The organism is Micromonospora sp. WMMC250, from assembly GCF_027460215.1.
Lineage (GTDB): Bacteria > Actinomycetota > Actinomycetes > Mycobacteriales > Micromonosporaceae > Micromonospora > Micromonospora taraxaci.
The window spans coordinates 6,639,196-6,654,055 of sequence record NZ_JAPZBJ010000002.1; the positions used below are offsets into that span (position 1 = coordinate 6,639,196).

The following is a 14,860-nucleotide window of genomic DNA, read 5'->3' on the forward strand; positions in this document are numbered from 1 at the left end:
CTCGTCGGATCAGTTGCCGGATCGGCGGGGGCGTAGCCCGTCGAGGGCGGTGGTGACGACCTGGTCGGCGTACTCGGTGGTGAGCGGCCCGCTGCGGTAGAGCCACCGGTTGAGCACCGGCCCCCAGATCAGGTCCACTGCCACGTCGAGGTCGAGGTCGTCGGCGAGTTGCCCGGCCTGCTGGGCGCTGCGCAGGCGTTGCCGTTTGGCCTCCCGCAGCGGCCCGTCCAACCGTTGGGCGTACGCGGCTGCCAGCTCGGGGTCGAGCGTGATCTCGGTGGCGAGCGCGCGCATCGGTTGCTCGTACCGTGGATCGTTCATCTCCTCGACGGTGGCGCGGAGCACCAGGATGAGGTCCGCGGCCAGGTCACCGGTGTCCGGCAGGGTCGGCGGTTCGCCCTCGGCGCCCTCGCTGAGCAGGAGGAAGGCGTCGAAGATGACAGCGCCCTTGGACGGCCACCAGCGGTAGATGGTCTGTTTGCCGACGCCGGCCCGGGTGGCGATGCCCTCGATGCTGACCTTCGCGTACCCGACCTCCTGGAGCAGGTCGAAGGCGGCGGTGAGGATGGCGCGCCGCGACGTCTCGTTGCGGCGGGCCGTGTTGGGCGTCATGGGACGACACGATATCAGTAACGAGACGGACCGTCTCGTCTTGACGGCAGTGGCGCGGGAGCCTACTCTCCTCATAACGCGAGACGAACCGTCTCGTCTCACAAGAATCAAGGAGCTCACATGCGTACCTGGTTCATCACCGGCGCCAGCCGTGGTCTGGGCCGTGCCTTCGCGGACGCCGCGCTCGACCGGGGCGACCAGGTGGTCGCCGCGTCCCGCAGCATCGCCCAGAGCGACTTCGACGAGCGGCACGCCGACCGACTGTTGGCCCTGCCGCTCGACGTGACCGACCGGGCGGCGGTCGTCGCCGCCGTCGACACCGCCGTAGAGCACTTCGGCCGGCTCGACATCGTCGTCAACAACGCCGGCACCATGTCCATGGGCATGGTCGAGGAGTTCACCGAGGCCGAGGCGCGCGCCCAGTTCGAGGTGAACTTCTTCGGCGCGCTCTGGGTCGGTCAGGCCGTGCTGCCGCACCTGCGGGCCCAACGGTCCGGCCACATCGTGCAGGTGTCCAGCATCGCCGCGCTCGGCGGTTTCCCGAGCACCGGCATGTACAGCGCGAGCAAATTCGCCCTGGAAGGCATGAGCGAGGCCCTGGCCATGGAGGCGGCGGCCTTCGACATCACGGTCAGCATCGTGCAGCCGGGCGGATACTGGACCGACCTCTACACCAGCATCGCCGCCACCACCCCGTTGGAGGCGTACGCGCCGCTGCGCGCCGAACTGGAACGACAGTGGGCGGAAGGGTCGATCGACAGCGAACCCAGGCTGGCCGCCGAGGCGTTGCTCCGACTCGTCGACAGCGACGACCCGCCGCTGCGACTCCTGCTCGGAAGCATGGTGTACGACCTGGCGTTCGACATCTCCCGCCGGCGGATGGACACCTGGGCGGGCTGGGAGCAGGTCAGTCGAGCCGCCGAACAGGCGGTCGCAGCCCCCTGACCGCCGTATCGCCACGGGCCCCGGGTGCGGCGTTCTAGGCTCCGAGATATGGCGGCGGCGTGCCCATGTCGGAATGGCACACAGGCCCACGAATTCTCCTCGCAGGGCGCAAACCTAGACGGAGAGGAACCCGCATGGCTGTCAAAACCAAGACCCGTCCCGGCACCACGGAAATTCGGCCGTTCTCGGTCGACATTCCCCAGGCCGACCTCGACGACCTGAAAAGGCGCATCAAGGCGACCCGCTGGCCGGACAAGGAAACGGTGGACGACCAGTCGCAGGGTGTGCCTCTCGCGACCATTCAGGCCGTCGCCCGCTATTGGGAGAAGGAGTACGACTGGCGCAAGGTCGAGGCACGGCTGAACGCCCTGCCGCAGTTCCTGACGACGATCGACGGAGTGGACATCCACTTCATCCACGTGCGCTCCAAGCACGAGGACGCGCTGCCGCTCATCGTCACCCATGGCTGGCCCGGCTCGGTGATCGAGCAGATGAAGATCATCGAACCGCTCACCGATCCCACCGCCCACGGCGGCAGCGCGGCCGACGCCTTCCACCTGGTGATCCCGTCGCTGCCCGGGCACGGCTTCTCCGGCAAACCGACCGAGTCGGGCTGGAGCCCGCAGAAGATCGCCACCGCCTGGACCGAGCTGATGAAGCGCCTCGGCTACACGCGGTTCGTCGCGCAGGGCGGCGACTGGGGTGCCGTCATCGTGGACCAGATGGGCCTCCAGGCGCCCCCGGAACTGCTCGGCATCCACACCAACATGCCCGGCGCGATCCCACCCGAAATCGACCTGCTGTTCCAAGGCGACACCACCGGCGCGAACAACGCCATGGGCTCACTGCCGTCCGGTCTCTCCGCCGACGAGATGCGTGCCGCCGAGGAAGCCAACTACGTCTGGAAGCACGTTGCGTACGCCCTGATGATGGCGACGCGTCCGCAGACGCTCACCGGGTTGGCGGATTCCCCGGTGGGTCTGGCGTCCTTCCTGCTCGACCACGACGCCAAGAGTCTCGCGCTGATCGCGCAGGTCTTCGACGGCGCCAAGGCGGGTCTGACCCGTGACGACATCCTGGACAACATCTCGCTCTACTGGTTGACCAACACCGCGATCTCCGCGTCCCGTCTGTACGCGGAGAACAAGCTGTCGTTCTTCGCCGCCAAGGGCGTCAAGGTGCCGGTCGCCGTGAGCGTCTTCCCCGACGAGCTGTACGAGGCGCCGCAGAGCTGGGCCGAGCAGGCGTACTCCAATCTCATCTACTACAACAAGCTCGACGTCGGCGGGCACTTCGCGGCCTGGGAACAGCCGAAGATCTTCTCCGAGGAGCTTCGGACCGCCTTCCGGTCGCTGCGGTAGATGGCCGTGCACCTGCCCCCGCTCAGCGGGGCGGCCGAGTGGCTCAACTCCGAGCCACTCGGCCCGGACGACCTGCGCGGACGCGTCGTCCTGGTGAACTTCTGGACGCTGACCTGCATCAACTGGCTACGCCAGGAACCGCACGTCCGGGCCTGGTCGCAGGCGTACCGCGACGACGGGTTGGTCGTCGTCGGGGTGCACACACCGGAGTTCTCGTTCGAGCACGACGTCGACCAGGTGCGCCGGGCGGTCACGGCCCGGTCGATCGACTACCCGGTCGCCGTCGACAACGACTACGCGATCTGGCAGGCCTTCGACAACCACTACTGGCCGGCGCTCTACTTCGTCGACCGCGACGGGGTCTTCCGGGACGAGCACTTCGGCGAGGGGCGCTACGAGCAGTCCGAGCGGAGCCTCCAACAGCTGCTCGGCATCGAGCGGGATCCCGTACCCGTCAAAGGGGTCGGACCGGAGGCGGAGGCCGACTGGGACAACCTGCGGACGCCCGAGACGTACCTCGGTTTCAGCCGCGGCGAACACTTCGCGTCCCCGGACGGCCCGGCGCTCGACGAACGCCGCGCCTACCACCTGCCGGAGCGTCTGAGCCTCAACCAGTGGGCGCTGGCGGGGGACTGGACGATCGGGGCGGAGAGCGTCGTGGTCGACCGGGCCGGCGGCAGCATCGCGTTCCGGTTCCACGCCCGGGACGCCCACCTCGTGCTGGCCCCCGCGCCGGGACCGTCGATCCCGTTCCGGGTGCTTCTCGACGGGGAGGCTCCCGGCAGGTCCCACGGCGTCGACGTGGACGCCGACGGCAACGGGGTGCTCCAGGACGGTCGCCTCTACCAGCTCGTACGCCAGGACGGCGCGGTCCGCGAGCGGACCCTGGAGATCACGTTCGCCGAGCCCGGCGCGGCCGCGTACGCCTTCACCTTCGGGTAGTGCGCCTGTCGCTCAGCGACGCAGGTCGACAGTGCTTTCGGCGCCGGAGACCGGTGACATGCAGTGCACCTGCGGGCCGGGGCGGAGCCGGGCGTCGCCGGCGTACCGGTCGGCGAGGGTTTTCTCCGCTGCCTCGTCGCCGTCGTCGGCGGCGAGCAGCAACGCGGCGATCTCGTCCACGAGCGTGAGGTCGGCGGTGCTGAGATCCTCGGTCATCGCGCCGAAGCCGTCCCAGAGCAGCAGTTCGTCCTTCTGGCGGTGGGCCAGTTCGATCAGGACGTAGTCGTGGATGAACCAGTCGCCTCGGATCGGCAGCTCCGGGCTCACCCCGTACAGCTCGGGGTCGATCGTCCCGGCCCGGTACGCCGACCACACCCGCGCCGCCGAGTCGAAGAGCCCGGCCTTCGGGTCGATGTCGTAGCCGTCGAACCCCCAGTCTCCGGCCGGGTCGAGCTCCGGGTCGGCCCAGACCCACCGGCGGCCGTCCCAGTACTCCACCAGCACGTGGTCGTGGTGCCAGTCGGGCGCGAAGTACGAGGCGAAACCGACCCGGCTGCGGCTGGGGATGCCGTGCTGACGCAACACCGCGACCGAGAGCAGCGTGTGGTCCCGGCAGCAGCCGGCCACCCGGTCCGCGGCCGGGCGCTCCGCGGCCAGAGGCAGCGGAAATCGGGACTGGTCGGTATCGAGGATGCGGTCCACCCAGCGACAGTTGACCTCTTCGAGCCGGTCGGGGGGGCAACTCCACCCCACCGGCGCGGTAGTGGACGATCACATTGCGGACGGTCGCCGCCACCGATGCGATGTCGGCCGGGACGGCGTCGAGCAGCGCGGCGTGCGGCCCGGGATCGCTGTACGGGGAGTGCTGCCGGTGGTCATCGATGGTCATGCGATGAGTCTGCCGTCCCGCGCCGGGGCGGTGGGGGCAGCCGGCCTGCAATATCGTGGATTTCCATGACGACGCCCGAGATTGCCATCGCCACCCCGGCGGACCGCGAGGCGGTGGTCGGCACCCTGGTTGCCGCGTTCGTGCAGGATCCCATCCTGCGTCACCTGTTTCCCGACGATGACACCTACCCGCGCTACGCCGCCGCCTTCTTCGGGAACCTTTTCGACAAGCGGGTGCACCTGTCGTCCGTCTGGACGCTGGGCGGCGGCGCGTCGGTCGCCCTCTGGGACCCGCCGGCCGGGCAACCGGCTTCCGGCGCGGCTTCCGTGCCTACTTCCGTGCCGGACGCCGCGCACGAGTCGCCGGAGGTGTCTCCCTACCCGGCCGACGTGCGGGCCCGCGTGCAGGGCTACGACGACACGGTGCACGCCGCCCTGCCGACGTACCCGTTCTGGTATCTCGGCGTGCTGGGCACCCACCCGGACAGCGCCGGACGCGGTTGGGGTCGGGCCGTCATGCGGGCCGGGCTGGATCGCGCCGCCGCCGACGGACTGCCGGCGATCCTGGAAACCAGCAAGCCGGGCAACGTCGACCTGTACCGCCGGGCCGGCTGGGAGGTGGTGGGCTCGCTGTCGGAGCCCGTACCCACCTGGATCATGCAGCAGCCACTGCGCTGAGCACGTGACTGCGCGCCTCCTACGATCGGCGGTGTGCACACCACCCCCTCCAGCCCCATCGACGTGCCGCAGGTCTTTGCGCCGGTTGCCCCATTGGCACGGACGACCGTCCGCTTGCATCCCCGCCCAGGTTCGCCGACGGCGGAGCAGAGTTCGGTGGGCGGCCCGCTGCTGTGGCCGGCCGACGAGGCCTGGCCGATGTGCGACGGACCGGAGCCCGGCGACCACTACGAGGGTGGTCCGGGTGAGCCGGCGGCACCGCTGGTGCCGGTAGTGCAGTTGCTGGCCGAGGACGTACCCGAGGTGCCGTTCCCAGCGGGTACGGACGTGCTGCAGGTCCTGTGGTGCCCATTCGACCATGACCCGTGGACGACACCTCGCCCTGCGCTGCGATGGCGTCGCCGCGCCGACATCGGTGCCCGACTTCAGGACATGCCCGTACCGGATGAGGAGTCAGATCCAGCGCACGTCCCCAACCCCTGCGTGCTTGACCCGGAGCGGGTCACCGAGTACCCGGGCTGGGACCTTCCGGATGCCGTCCGGCCGCAGATCAAAGACACGATGAGTCGGGTGGCGCAGGAGACCGGTTGGGAGTACGAAACCGATCTGGCGGTCGCCTCGGGGATCAAGGTTGGCGGTTACCCCGGCTGGACCCAGTCTCCGGACTGGCCGGTCTGCGGGTGCGGCGCGTCCATGGACCATCTGCTGACAGTCGCGAGTTGGGAGTTCAGCCGCGGTGACGAGAAACGGTGGATTCCGGTAGAGGATCGTCCGGCGATGGCCGGGTGGGGATGGGACACCACCGACGATCACCCGTGGCGGACGATCCAGAACCCCAGCGGGCTCATGCTGGGCGACGTCGGCGGGATCTACCTGTTCGTCTGCACCACGTGCCCCACCAGGCCGTTCGACTACCGCTTCGACTGTTCCTGACGAATCCGGATGGTCATTGGCAGGCTCACACGCTCGGCCTACGGCCGAATCTTGGACAGTTTCCGTTAGCTCGGCGGGCCCTCCTAACGGAAACTGTCCAAGATCTGCGCGTGGCCGTCGGCGACCAGCGCGCCGTCAGGCGGCGAAGATGCGCGCGTAGATCTCGTCGATGACGTCGTTCTTCGCCAGGCTGTAGTCGCGGGGGCGGTGCGCGGTGTCCCGTGCGAGGCGGCGCTTCGTCGAGGCGTACTGCTCCCGGTCTTCCGGATGCGCGCGCAGCCAGTCGCGGAACAGTCGGTGCCGGACGGGTTCCGGCGCACCCCGGGGCCAGACGTGCAGGTTGACGTCCTCGGCAGGGCTGAGCAGCATCCGGTGTCCGTGCCACCAGGGCTCCCGCAGGACGAGTCGGTAGCCGAGCCGTTCCAGGGCCGGAAGATAGCTCGACTCCTCGGCGGTGTCCTCGATGACGAGGTCGACGTCGACGACGGGCTTGGCCGCCAGCCCCGGCACCGCCGTGGACCCGACGTGTTCCACACCGACGACCAGCGGTCCCAACGCCTCGGTGAGCGACGCGTGGACGGCGGTGAACAGTTGCGCCCACTCCGGGTCGTACTCCTCGATGACGACGGACCCCCAGGTCCGGGGCGGCTCGCCCACCAGGCCGGCGTCCACCTGCTCCGGGGTGCCGTGGAAGCGCTGCACGACGTCCTGCGGATACTCGGCCACGTCAACCTCCTCGAAGAAGCAAAGTCGGCCAGGCTACGACAGGACGATCGACCCGACCATTGCGGGCACCGGATGTCGGGTGCGGCAGGGGCCTCGCTGCCTAGCGTTACTGCTCGAAAGGGAAGGAGATCCTGGTGCTGGAGCGGCTCAACGAAGCCATGACGTACATCGAGCGGCACCTCGACCGGAAGATCGAGGTGGCGGAGCTGGCGCGGATCGCGCTGACGTCGGAGTACCACTTCCGGCGGCTGTTCTCCGCGCTGGCCGGGATGCCGCTGTCGGAGTACATCCGTCGCCGTCGACTCACGGTCGCCGGGGCGGACGTGCTGGCGGGGGAGCGGACGTTGCTCGACGTCGCGGTGCACTACGGCTACGGGTCGACCGAGGCGTTCGCCCGGGCGTTCCAGGCCGTACACGGCGTGGGGCCCGGAGAGGCTCGGCGTACGGGGGCGACGCTGCGCGCCCAGCCCCGGATGTCCTTCCGACTCACCGTCGAAGGGAGCGGCAGCATGGAGTACCGGATCGTCGACAAGGACGCGTTCGCGCTGGTGGGGCGCAAGGCCCGGGTTCCGCTGGTGCACGAGGGGATGAATCCGGCGATCGTCGCGTTCATCAAGGGCATCGACAAAGAGACGACGGGGCGGATCGAGGCCCTTTCCGATCAGGAGCCGAAAGGGATCGTGAACGTCAGCGACAACCTCGCCGACAGTCGGGCCGAGGGCACGGAGCTGGACTACTGGCACGGGGTGGTGACCGGCGCCGTCCCGCCGGAGGACATGGACGCGTTGCCGGTGCAGGCGGGCACGTGGGCGGTGTTCACCACGTCGGGCGCGTTCCCGCAGGCGGTGCAGTACCTGTGGCGGGACGTGTTCACCCAGTGGTTTCCGTCCAACCCGTACCGCAGCCGACCGGGACCGGAGATCTCCCGGGTCCGGGTCTCCGCGGACGGCACCGAGGCGGACGCCGAGCTGTGGATTCCCGTCGAACGGGTACCCACCCCTATGTAGAGTTCCGATACAGTTGCCGGATGCGGATGACCATTCCGGTGGCCAAGGTGCTCGCGGCGCTGCTCGCCGAACCCGACGCGCAGCGCTACGGGTTGGACCTGATGCGGATGACCGACCTGCCCAGCGGCACCCTCTACCCGGTGCTGCACCGGCTCACCGAGGCCGGCTGGCTGGCCGCCGACTGGGAGGACATCGATCCCGTCGCGGCCGGTCGGCCGGCCCGCCGCTACTACCGGCTCACCGCCGTCGGGGTGACACGGGCCCGGCAGGCGCTCGCCGACCTGCGAGCCGCGATTCCCGACAGCCGTCCATCGTGGGGCGGCACCGAGCCGACCGGAGCGCCGGCATGGTGAGCCGACGCGTCGCCGCGTTGCTGTTGGAGATGGCCGCCCGCCGCTGGCCCGCCCACGTCCGCGACGACCTGCGCCGCGAATGGGCCGCCGAGTTGCACGTGCTCGCCGAGAGCGGCCGTCGGACGAAGATGCTCGGCTTCGCCGCGAGCCTCGCGGTGAGCCGGGCCGGCACTCCGGTGGTCGACCGCAGCGTGCTGCACCGGCGGGCCCGCCGTACGGCAGCCGCGCTGCTGTTGTCCCCGATCGCCTGCGTCGGCATCGTGCTCGGCAGCGCCTACATCCCGTTCCAGATCCAGATCTCGAACGGGGCGATCTGGGTGGAGAAGCCGATCTGGACGGCGCTCACCGCCGGGATGGCGACACTGCTGGCGGTGTTCGCCGGGCGTTGGGCCCGGCACAACGCCCTCGACGGCCCGTTGCGGATCGCGCTCGGCGTGGTGCTCCCCATCGGTGCGGCGGCGGTCCCGGTCCTGTACGTCATCTACCCGGACGACCTGGCCCGTGCCGTACCCGGTCTGTTGCTGTGGCTGGCCGGCCTGACACTCGCGCTCTGGGCAGTGGCGAGCCTCGCCGCCCGGCACCGACCCCGCGCCGCCTGGTGGGTGGGTGTGCTCGGCGCGCTCGCGGCGACCGACCTCGCGGTGATCCGCGCCGTCGTCGACACCCTCCCGATGGGCAGTGGCGCCGGCCCGCTCAGCGGTCCTCTGCGACCGGACGACGTCGGTTGGCTCGCCGCGCCGCTGTGGCTCGTCGCCGCCTGGACAGGCTGGAGCGTCGGCGTGCCGCAGCACATCCCGTGGGAGATCTTCCAGCTGATCAGCTACCAACTGCGGGTGGAGCCCATGCTCTACCTGGCCTGCATGCCGTACGCGCTCGCGTACACCATCCGGGCGGCCCGGGCGACCCCGGCCGAGCAGGTCGCCCTCGCGGCGACCCCGGTGTGAACCTCAGTCGGGTACGTCGTCCCAGGTGGTGCCCGGCTCCAGGTAGCCGGCGACCTGGTTCTCGCGCAACGCGTACGCGAGGACCAGCAGCGCGTGCTTGTCCAACTCGGGCAACCGGTCCACCGGGAACCACCCGACGGCCAACGACTCGTCGTCGTTGACCCGGGCGGTGCCGGACACCAGCCGGCACAGGAAGCCCAGGTTGAGGTATTCGCAGCGGTCCCCGTTGGGGTAGGTGTGCGGGTGCGAGACGGCGCTGGACAACCGCACCGGCGCGACCTCCAGACCCGTCTCCTCCCGCACCTCGCGGACCAGCGCCGCGGCCGGCTGTTCACCCGGCTCGACGAAACCACTGATCACCGACCAGCGGCCGTCGTCGGCACGCTGACCGAGCAGCAGCTCACCGGCGTCGTTGCGGACCACCGCGCTGACGCTGGGCAGCCAGAGCAGGTCGTGCCCGACATGCTTGCGCATGCCCACGATGTAGTCCGGTGTTCCCATCCGGCGATCATAGGCAGGAGCCCGCCGGCCAGCGCCGTCCCGTCACGTCACGTCGGGCGTCAGGCCGACCAGCCGACGGTACGGCGGGGAAAAGTGTCCCGGCCTGCGCTTCTTTTGCTGTTCCGGCCCGACGAACGCAATGCATATCTACTGTGGAGAGGGTCGGCGACTTGTGCGATCCGGTGGCGGCCGGCCGGATCGCGGTGCACAGTGATTCCCATGAGCGACAGCGGACGTGGTGGGCAGTTCTACTGGTGCACCCGGCATCACCGGGTCGAGACGGACGCCGACGTGTGTCCGGCCAAGCACGTACTCGGCCCGTACGACTCGGCGGCCGACGCGGAGAACGCCCTGCAACGAGTGCAGGAGCGGAACGAGGCGTGGGATGCCGAGGACGCTCGTTGGGCCGGAGAAGACAGGTAGGCGGCGCGGGACGGCTCGCGCCGAGGCATTTCGTGCTCCGCGAGGACGCACGCGAGAGCACGTCCCCAAGGAGGGAACCACGATGGCCGAAGCACAGCAGGCCACCACCCGCCCGGCTGCCCGACGGACCACCGCGAAGAAGACCGCCGCGGCGGAACGGAACACGGGGGCGAGCCGGACCACCCCGGTCCGCAAGTCCACCGCCGGTGCGACGGCGGCGAAGGCCCCCGCGCGTAAGGCGGCCGGCGGCGCGGGGCGTGCCCCGGCCAAGAAGACCACCACGGCGGCCAAGAAGGCCCCCGCGAAGAAGGCCACCACGACGAGCAGGACCACCACGACCAGCCGGGCCACGACGGCCAAGAAGGCCCCGGCGAAGAAGACCACCACCCGCACGACGACAGTCGCCGCGAAGCGCGCGCCAGCGTCTCGCACTTCCACCGCCGCCGCGACGCGGCCCGCGACGCGCAAGAGCACCGCGACCGCGAAGAAGACCACCGCCGCCGCGAGGAAGACCACGGGTGCGGCGAAGAAGACCACCGGCGCCGCGAAGAAGACCGTGAGCGCCGCGAAGAAGACCACCGCCGCCGCGAAGGCACCCGCCCGCAAGACCGCCACCGCGACGAGGGCGACGGCGCGCAAGACCGCCACCGCGGCGAAGGCCCCGGCCCGCAAGACCGCCACCGCGGCGAAGGCCCCGGCGCGGAAGACCGCGACGAAGGCGTCCGCCGCCAAGAAGACGGTGGCGAAGAAGACGGCCGCGACGAAGGCAGCCGCCAAGAAGGCCCCGGCCAAGAAGGCCGCGTCCACCCGCCCCAGCGGCGGCGCCCGCAAGGCTCCGGCCAGGACGGCACCCGCCGCGAAGGTGACCGGCACCTCGTCGACCACCGCGCGCAAGGCGGCGGCGAAGAAGGCCCCGGCGAAGAGGACCGTCGCGGCGAAGGCCCCGGCTCGCAAGGTCACCGCCCGCAAGTCGCCGGCCCGCCCGGTCGCCGCACGCGCCACCGCCCCCAGGGGTACGCGCAGCACCGCCCGGAAGGCCACCGGCTGAGCGAACCGCCGCGGCGCGTCGGGCGGACATCTCGGCCGGTCACCGGAAGCGGATCACCGGCGGCGCTGTCAGGATTGACCCGTGGTCATCCGACGCGTACTCGCGCCCCGCATCGACTTCGGCGCGCTGCGCCGCGAACTCGGCCTGCCCGAGGAGTTCCCGCCTGACGCCCAGCGTGAGGCGGACGAGGCGGCGAGCGCGCCACCTCGTCCGCCCGTCGACCGCACCGACGTACCGTTCGTCACCCTCGATCCGGCGACCTCGCGGGACCTGGACCAGGCGATGCACCTCGCCCGCCGCCCCGGCGGGGGCTACCGGGTGCGGTACGCGATCGCCGACGTCGCCGCGCACGTCAAGCCGGGCGGCGCGTTGGAGGCGGAGACCTGGCGGCGGGGGCAGACCATCTACCTGCCCGACGGGAACGTGCCGTTGCACCCGCACACGCTCAGCGAGGGCGCTGCCAGTCTGCTGCCCGACGACGACCGGGCCGCTGTGGTCTGGACGATCGACCTGGACACCGACGGGGCCACCGTGGCGGTCGAGCTGGAACGCGCCCTGGTCCGCAGCCGGGCCAAACTCGACTACGCCGGGGTGCAGGCGGCAGCCGAGGCCGGCCGGCTGCCCGACCCGATCGCGCTGTTGCCCGAGATCGGCGACCTGCTGACCGCCCGGGGGTTGCGTCGTGGCGCGATCAACCTGCCGCTGCCCGAGCAGGACCTGGAGCCCGACGGCGAGGGCTGGCAGCTGGTGCTGCGCGCACCGGTGCCCATGGAGGAGCACAACGCCCAGATCTCCCTGCTGACCGGGATGGCCGCCGCCGACATCATGCTGGCCGGCCGGGTCGGGTTGCTGCGGACCATGCCGGGGCCGAAGCCGGAGGCCGTGCAGCGGCTACGGGCCGCCGCCGCGCCGCTGGGCGTGCACTGGCCGGACGAGATGGGCGCCGGTCAGGTGATCGCCGGTCTGGACGCCTCCCAGCCGCGCGCCGCCGCGTTCATCGACCAGGCGGCCGAGCTGATGCGCGGGGCCGCGTACACCGCCTTCGACGGGACCGTGCCGGAGCAGCCGGAGCACGGCGGTGTGGCGGCGGCGTACGCCCACGTCACGGCGCCCTTGCGACGCCTCGCCGACCGGTACGCCACCGAGGTGTGCCTGGCGCTGCACGCCGGCCAGCCGGTGCCCGACTGGGCCCGTGCCGCGTTGCCCCGGCTGCCGGAGGTGATGGCGAGCACCGACCGGACCGCCTCGGCGGCCGCCCGGGGCGCCGTCGACCTGGCCGAGGCCGCCGTGCTGGAGCACCGGGTGGGCGAAACCTTCGACGCGGCCGTCCTCGACGTCGACGCTCCGCCCAACGGCCGGTCCCGGCCCCGACCGCCGGGCGGCACCGTGGCCCTGGACGCCCCTCCGGTGCGTGCCCGCTGCCTCGGGCAACTGCCACTCGGTGAACGGGTCCGGGTCCGCCTGGTCACCGCCGACCCGGCGGCCCGCACCGTCCTGTTCGAGCTGGCCTGACCGACCCGAACCCCGACGGCCTGACGCGGTGCCGGGCCGGCGTCTCCGAGCTGGCCTGACCGACCCGTCCGGCGGCGGCCCGACGCGGTGCCGGGCCGGCGTCTCCGAGCTGGGCTGACCGACCCGAACCCCGACGGCCTGACGCGGTGCCGGGCCGGACGGTTTGCGAGGATGACCGCATGGCATACGACGCGAGCACGCTCCCCGACGTGTCCGGGCTGACTGTCGGCATCATCGGTGGCACCGGCGACCAGGGGCGGGGCCTCGCCTACCGGTTCGCACGGGCCGGGCAGACGGTGCTGATCGGGTCCCGCTCCGCCGAGCGGGCCGCCGAGTCCGCCGCCGAGATCGCCGCACTGCCCGGCGTACCGGCCGACGGCAGTGTCACCGGCGCGGCCAACGACGAGGTGGCCCGACGCAGCGACGTGGTGATCATCGCGGTGCCGTGGGACGGGCACGCCGCCACCGTCGCCGCCCTCGCCGAGCCGCTCGCCGGCCGGATCGTCGTCGACTGCGTCAACCCGCTCGGCTTCGACAAGCAGGGCCCGTACGCGTTGACCGTCGCCGAGGGCAGCGCCGTGCAGCAGGCCGCCGCGCTCCTGCCCGACTCCCGCGTCTGCGCGGCGTTCAACCACGTCAGCGCCCCGCTGCTGGCCGACCCCGAGGTCGACCGGATCGACCTGGACGTGCTGATCTGCACCGAGGACCGCGAACTGGTCGGCATCGTCGGTGCGCTCGCCGCGCGGATCCCGGGGATGCGCGGTATCTACGCCGGCCGGCTGCGCAACGCCCACCAGATCGAGGCGTTCACCGCCAACCTGATCGCCATCAACAAGCGCTACAAGGCCCACGCCGGCATTCGCGTCACCGACATCTGACCGGCGGTGCCGGCTGCGTGATCCACTCGGGTTCGGCGATATCGCGGTATCCCGGTGCCTGGGAGACCCCGACATCGGCGAACCCGAGTCGATCACGCCGCTGTGGGCTCTAGAAGGTGTGTTCGGAGGCGGGGAACTCCCCGCCCCGGACCTCGTCCGCGAACCGGCGGGTGGCGTCGGTGAGGGCGCCGGCCAGGTCCGCGTACCGCTTGACGAAGCGTGGCGTCTTCCCGGTGCGCAGGCCGGCCATGTCCTGCCAGACCAGCACCTGCGCGTCGGTGTCCGGGCCGGCACCGATGCCCACCGTCGGGATCGGCAACTCGTTGGTGATCCGCTTGGCCACCTCGCCGGGCACCATCTCCAGCACCACGGCGAACGCGCCCGCCTCGGCCACCGCCCGCGCGTCGGCCAGCACCTCGTCGGCGGCGTCGCCCCGGCCCTGCACGCGGTAGCCGCCCAGGGTGTGCTCGCTCTGCGGGGTGAAACCGATGTGCGCCATCACCGGGATGCCGGCGCCCACGATCGCGGCGATCTGGGCGGCGCAGCGACGGCCACCCTCCAGCTTCACCGCGTGGCAGCCGCCCTCCTTCATGAACCGGACGGCGGTGCGCAGCGCCTGGGCCGGCCCCTCCTCGTAGGAGCCGAACGGCAGGTCACCCACGATCAGTGACTGCCGGGTCGCCCGCACCACGGCCCGTACCAGCGGAAGCAGCTCGTCGGCGGTGATCGGCAGGGTCGTCTCGTAGCCGAACACGTTGTTCGCCGCCGAGTCGCCGACCAGCAGCACCGGCACGCCGGCCTGGTCGAAGATCGACGCCGTGTACTGGTCGTACGAGGTGAGCATCGGCCACCGCTCACCACGTTCCTTGGCGGCGATCAGGTCCCGGGTGCGGACCCGTCGGGTGGCCGGGCCCCCGTAAAGGGCTGTCACCTCGTTCGGAGTGGACTCCACCATCTCTGTCTCCCTTCCTCGAGGCCGCCTGCGCGGTCCCCGGGTTCCGTCGCGATCGTCGCACCGCGAGACGGGGCGATGGCAGGGCCCAGTGCAAGATGTCACTCCACCGCGACGCGAGATCACCGGCGACAGAGCCGCGAGGCCGTCGTTCGCA

Annotated in this window: 17 protein-coding genes; 12 read left to right on the plus strand and 5 right to left on the minus strand. The window is 71.2% G+C overall.

Annotated elements, in window-relative coordinates; genetic code table 11:
• Positions 1-9 precede the first annotated feature (9 nt).
• Complete coding sequence (locus tag O3438_RS30285; protein ID WP_269682956.1) at positions 10-612, minus strand: TetR/AcrR family transcriptional regulator; 603 nt, start codon at positions 610-612, stop codon at positions 10-12.
• Positions 613-732: 120 nt separating this feature from the next.
• Between O3438_RS30285 and O3438_RS30290 the strand changes: the two genes are divergently transcribed.
• From O3438_RS30290 to O3438_RS30300, 3 genes are all read left to right on the plus strand, one after another.
• Positions 733-1,557 (plus strand): SDR family NAD(P)-dependent oxidoreductase, encoded by an 825-nt coding sequence (locus O3438_RS30290; protein ID WP_269682957.1) that lies wholly within the window; start codon positions 733-735, stop codon positions 1,555-1,557.
• 134 nt (positions 1,558-1,691) lie between these two features.
• Positions 1,692-2,918, plus strand: coding sequence for an epoxide hydrolase family protein (locus O3438_RS30295; RefSeq protein ID WP_269682958.1), 1,227 nt, complete (start codon positions 1,692-1,694; stop codon positions 2,916-2,918).
• Positions 2,919-3,860 carry a redoxin domain-containing protein gene (locus O3438_RS30300; RefSeq protein ID WP_269682959.1) on the plus strand — a complete coding sequence of 314 codons (942 nt, stop codon included), beginning with the start codon at positions 2,919-2,921 and terminating at the stop codon, positions 3,858-3,860.
• Positions 3,861-3,872: 12 nt separating this feature from the next.
• Here O3438_RS30300 and O3438_RS30305 read toward each other — a convergent pair whose 3' ends face one another.
• Positions 3,873-4,562, minus strand: a complete 690-nt coding sequence (locus tag O3438_RS30305; protein WP_269682960.1) for a transglutaminase domain-containing protein — start codon at positions 4,560-4,562, stop codon at positions 3,873-3,875.
• A 252-nt stretch (positions 4,563-4,814) separates the two neighbouring features.
• Between O3438_RS30305 and O3438_RS30310 the strand changes: the two genes are divergently transcribed.
• Together O3438_RS30310 and O3438_RS30315 are read left to right on the plus strand one after the other, a co-directional pair.
• Positions 4,815-5,426 (plus strand): GNAT family N-acetyltransferase, encoded by a 612-nt coding sequence (locus tag O3438_RS30310; protein WP_269682961.1) that lies wholly within the window; start codon positions 4,815-4,817, stop codon positions 5,424-5,426.
• A 156-nt stretch (positions 5,427-5,582) separates the two neighbouring features.
• Positions 5,583-6,359 (plus strand): hypothetical protein, encoded by a 777-nt coding sequence (locus O3438_RS30315; RefSeq protein ID WP_269682962.1) that lies wholly within the window; start codon positions 5,583-5,585, stop codon positions 6,357-6,359.
• A gap of 135 nt (positions 6,360-6,494) precedes the next feature.
• Here the strand turns inward: O3438_RS30315 and O3438_RS30320 are convergent, their stop codons facing one another.
• A complete protein-coding gene (locus tag O3438_RS30320) occupies positions 6,495-7,085 on the minus strand; it encodes a GrpB family protein (RefSeq protein WP_269682963.1) in 591 nt (196 codons plus the stop codon).
• 134 nt (positions 7,086-7,219) lie between these two features.
• Here O3438_RS30320 and O3438_RS30325 point away from each other — a divergent pair, with 134 nt between their 5' ends.
• Genes O3438_RS30325 through O3438_RS30335 form a run of 3 tightly spaced genes read left to right on the plus strand, consistent with a single transcriptional unit; the run spans position 7,220 to position 9,389 of the window.
• Complete coding sequence (locus O3438_RS30325; RefSeq protein WP_269682964.1) at positions 7,220-8,092, plus strand: AraC family transcriptional regulator; 873 nt, start codon at positions 7,220-7,222, stop codon at positions 8,090-8,092.
• A 20-nt stretch (positions 8,093-8,112) separates the two neighbouring features.
• On the plus strand, positions 8,113-8,445 hold the full coding sequence (locus O3438_RS30330) for a PadR family transcriptional regulator (protein ID WP_088988285.1): 333 nt from the start codon (positions 8,113-8,115) through the stop codon (positions 8,443-8,445).
• Positions 8,439-9,389: a hypothetical protein gene (locus O3438_RS30335; protein ID WP_269682965.1), complete on the plus strand. Its 951-nt coding sequence runs from the start codon at positions 8,439-8,441 to the stop codon at positions 9,387-9,389. The genes O3438_RS30330 and O3438_RS30335 overlap by 7 nt, the downstream gene beginning before the upstream one ends.
• A gap of 3 nt (positions 9,390-9,392) precedes the next feature.
• Here O3438_RS30335 and O3438_RS30340 read toward each other — a convergent pair whose 3' ends face one another.
• Positions 9,393-9,890: an NUDIX hydrolase gene (locus O3438_RS30340; protein ID WP_269682966.1), complete on the minus strand. Its 498-nt coding sequence runs from the start codon at positions 9,888-9,890 to the stop codon at positions 9,393-9,395.
• Positions 9,891-10,109: 219 nt separating this feature from the next.
• On the opposite strand from O3438_RS30340, the gene O3438_RS30345 reads away from it, so the two are divergent.
• The 4 genes from O3438_RS30345 to npdG all read left to right on the plus strand — a co-directional run bounded on the left by O3438_RS30345 (position 10,110) and on the right by npdG (position 13,751).
• On the plus strand, positions 10,110-10,313 hold the full coding sequence (locus tag O3438_RS30345) for a hypothetical protein (RefSeq protein WP_109820768.1): 204 nt from the start codon (positions 10,110-10,112) through the stop codon (positions 10,311-10,313).
• Between the two features lie 82 nt (positions 10,314-10,395).
• Positions 10,396-11,361 (plus strand): histone, encoded by a 966-nt coding sequence (locus O3438_RS30350; protein WP_269682967.1) that lies wholly within the window; start codon positions 10,396-10,398, stop codon positions 11,359-11,361.
• Positions 11,362-11,442: 81 nt separating this feature from the next.
• Positions 11,443-12,873 (plus strand): RNB domain-containing ribonuclease, encoded by a 1,431-nt coding sequence (locus tag O3438_RS30355; protein WP_269682968.1) that lies wholly within the window; start codon positions 11,443-11,445, stop codon positions 12,871-12,873.
• Between the two features lie 179 nt (positions 12,874-13,052).
• Positions 13,053-13,751, plus strand: a complete 699-nt coding sequence (gene npdG, locus O3438_RS30360) for an NADPH-dependent F420 reductase (RefSeq protein WP_269682969.1) — start codon at positions 13,053-13,055, stop codon at positions 13,749-13,751.
• Positions 13,752-13,860: 109 nt separating this feature from the next.
• Here the strand turns inward: npdG and panB are convergent, their stop codons facing one another.
• Positions 13,861-14,706, minus strand: coding sequence for a 3-methyl-2-oxobutanoate hydroxymethyltransferase (gene panB, locus O3438_RS30365; RefSeq protein WP_269682970.1), 846 nt, complete (start codon positions 14,704-14,706; stop codon positions 13,861-13,863).
• Positions 14,707-14,860 lie beyond the last annotated feature (154 nt).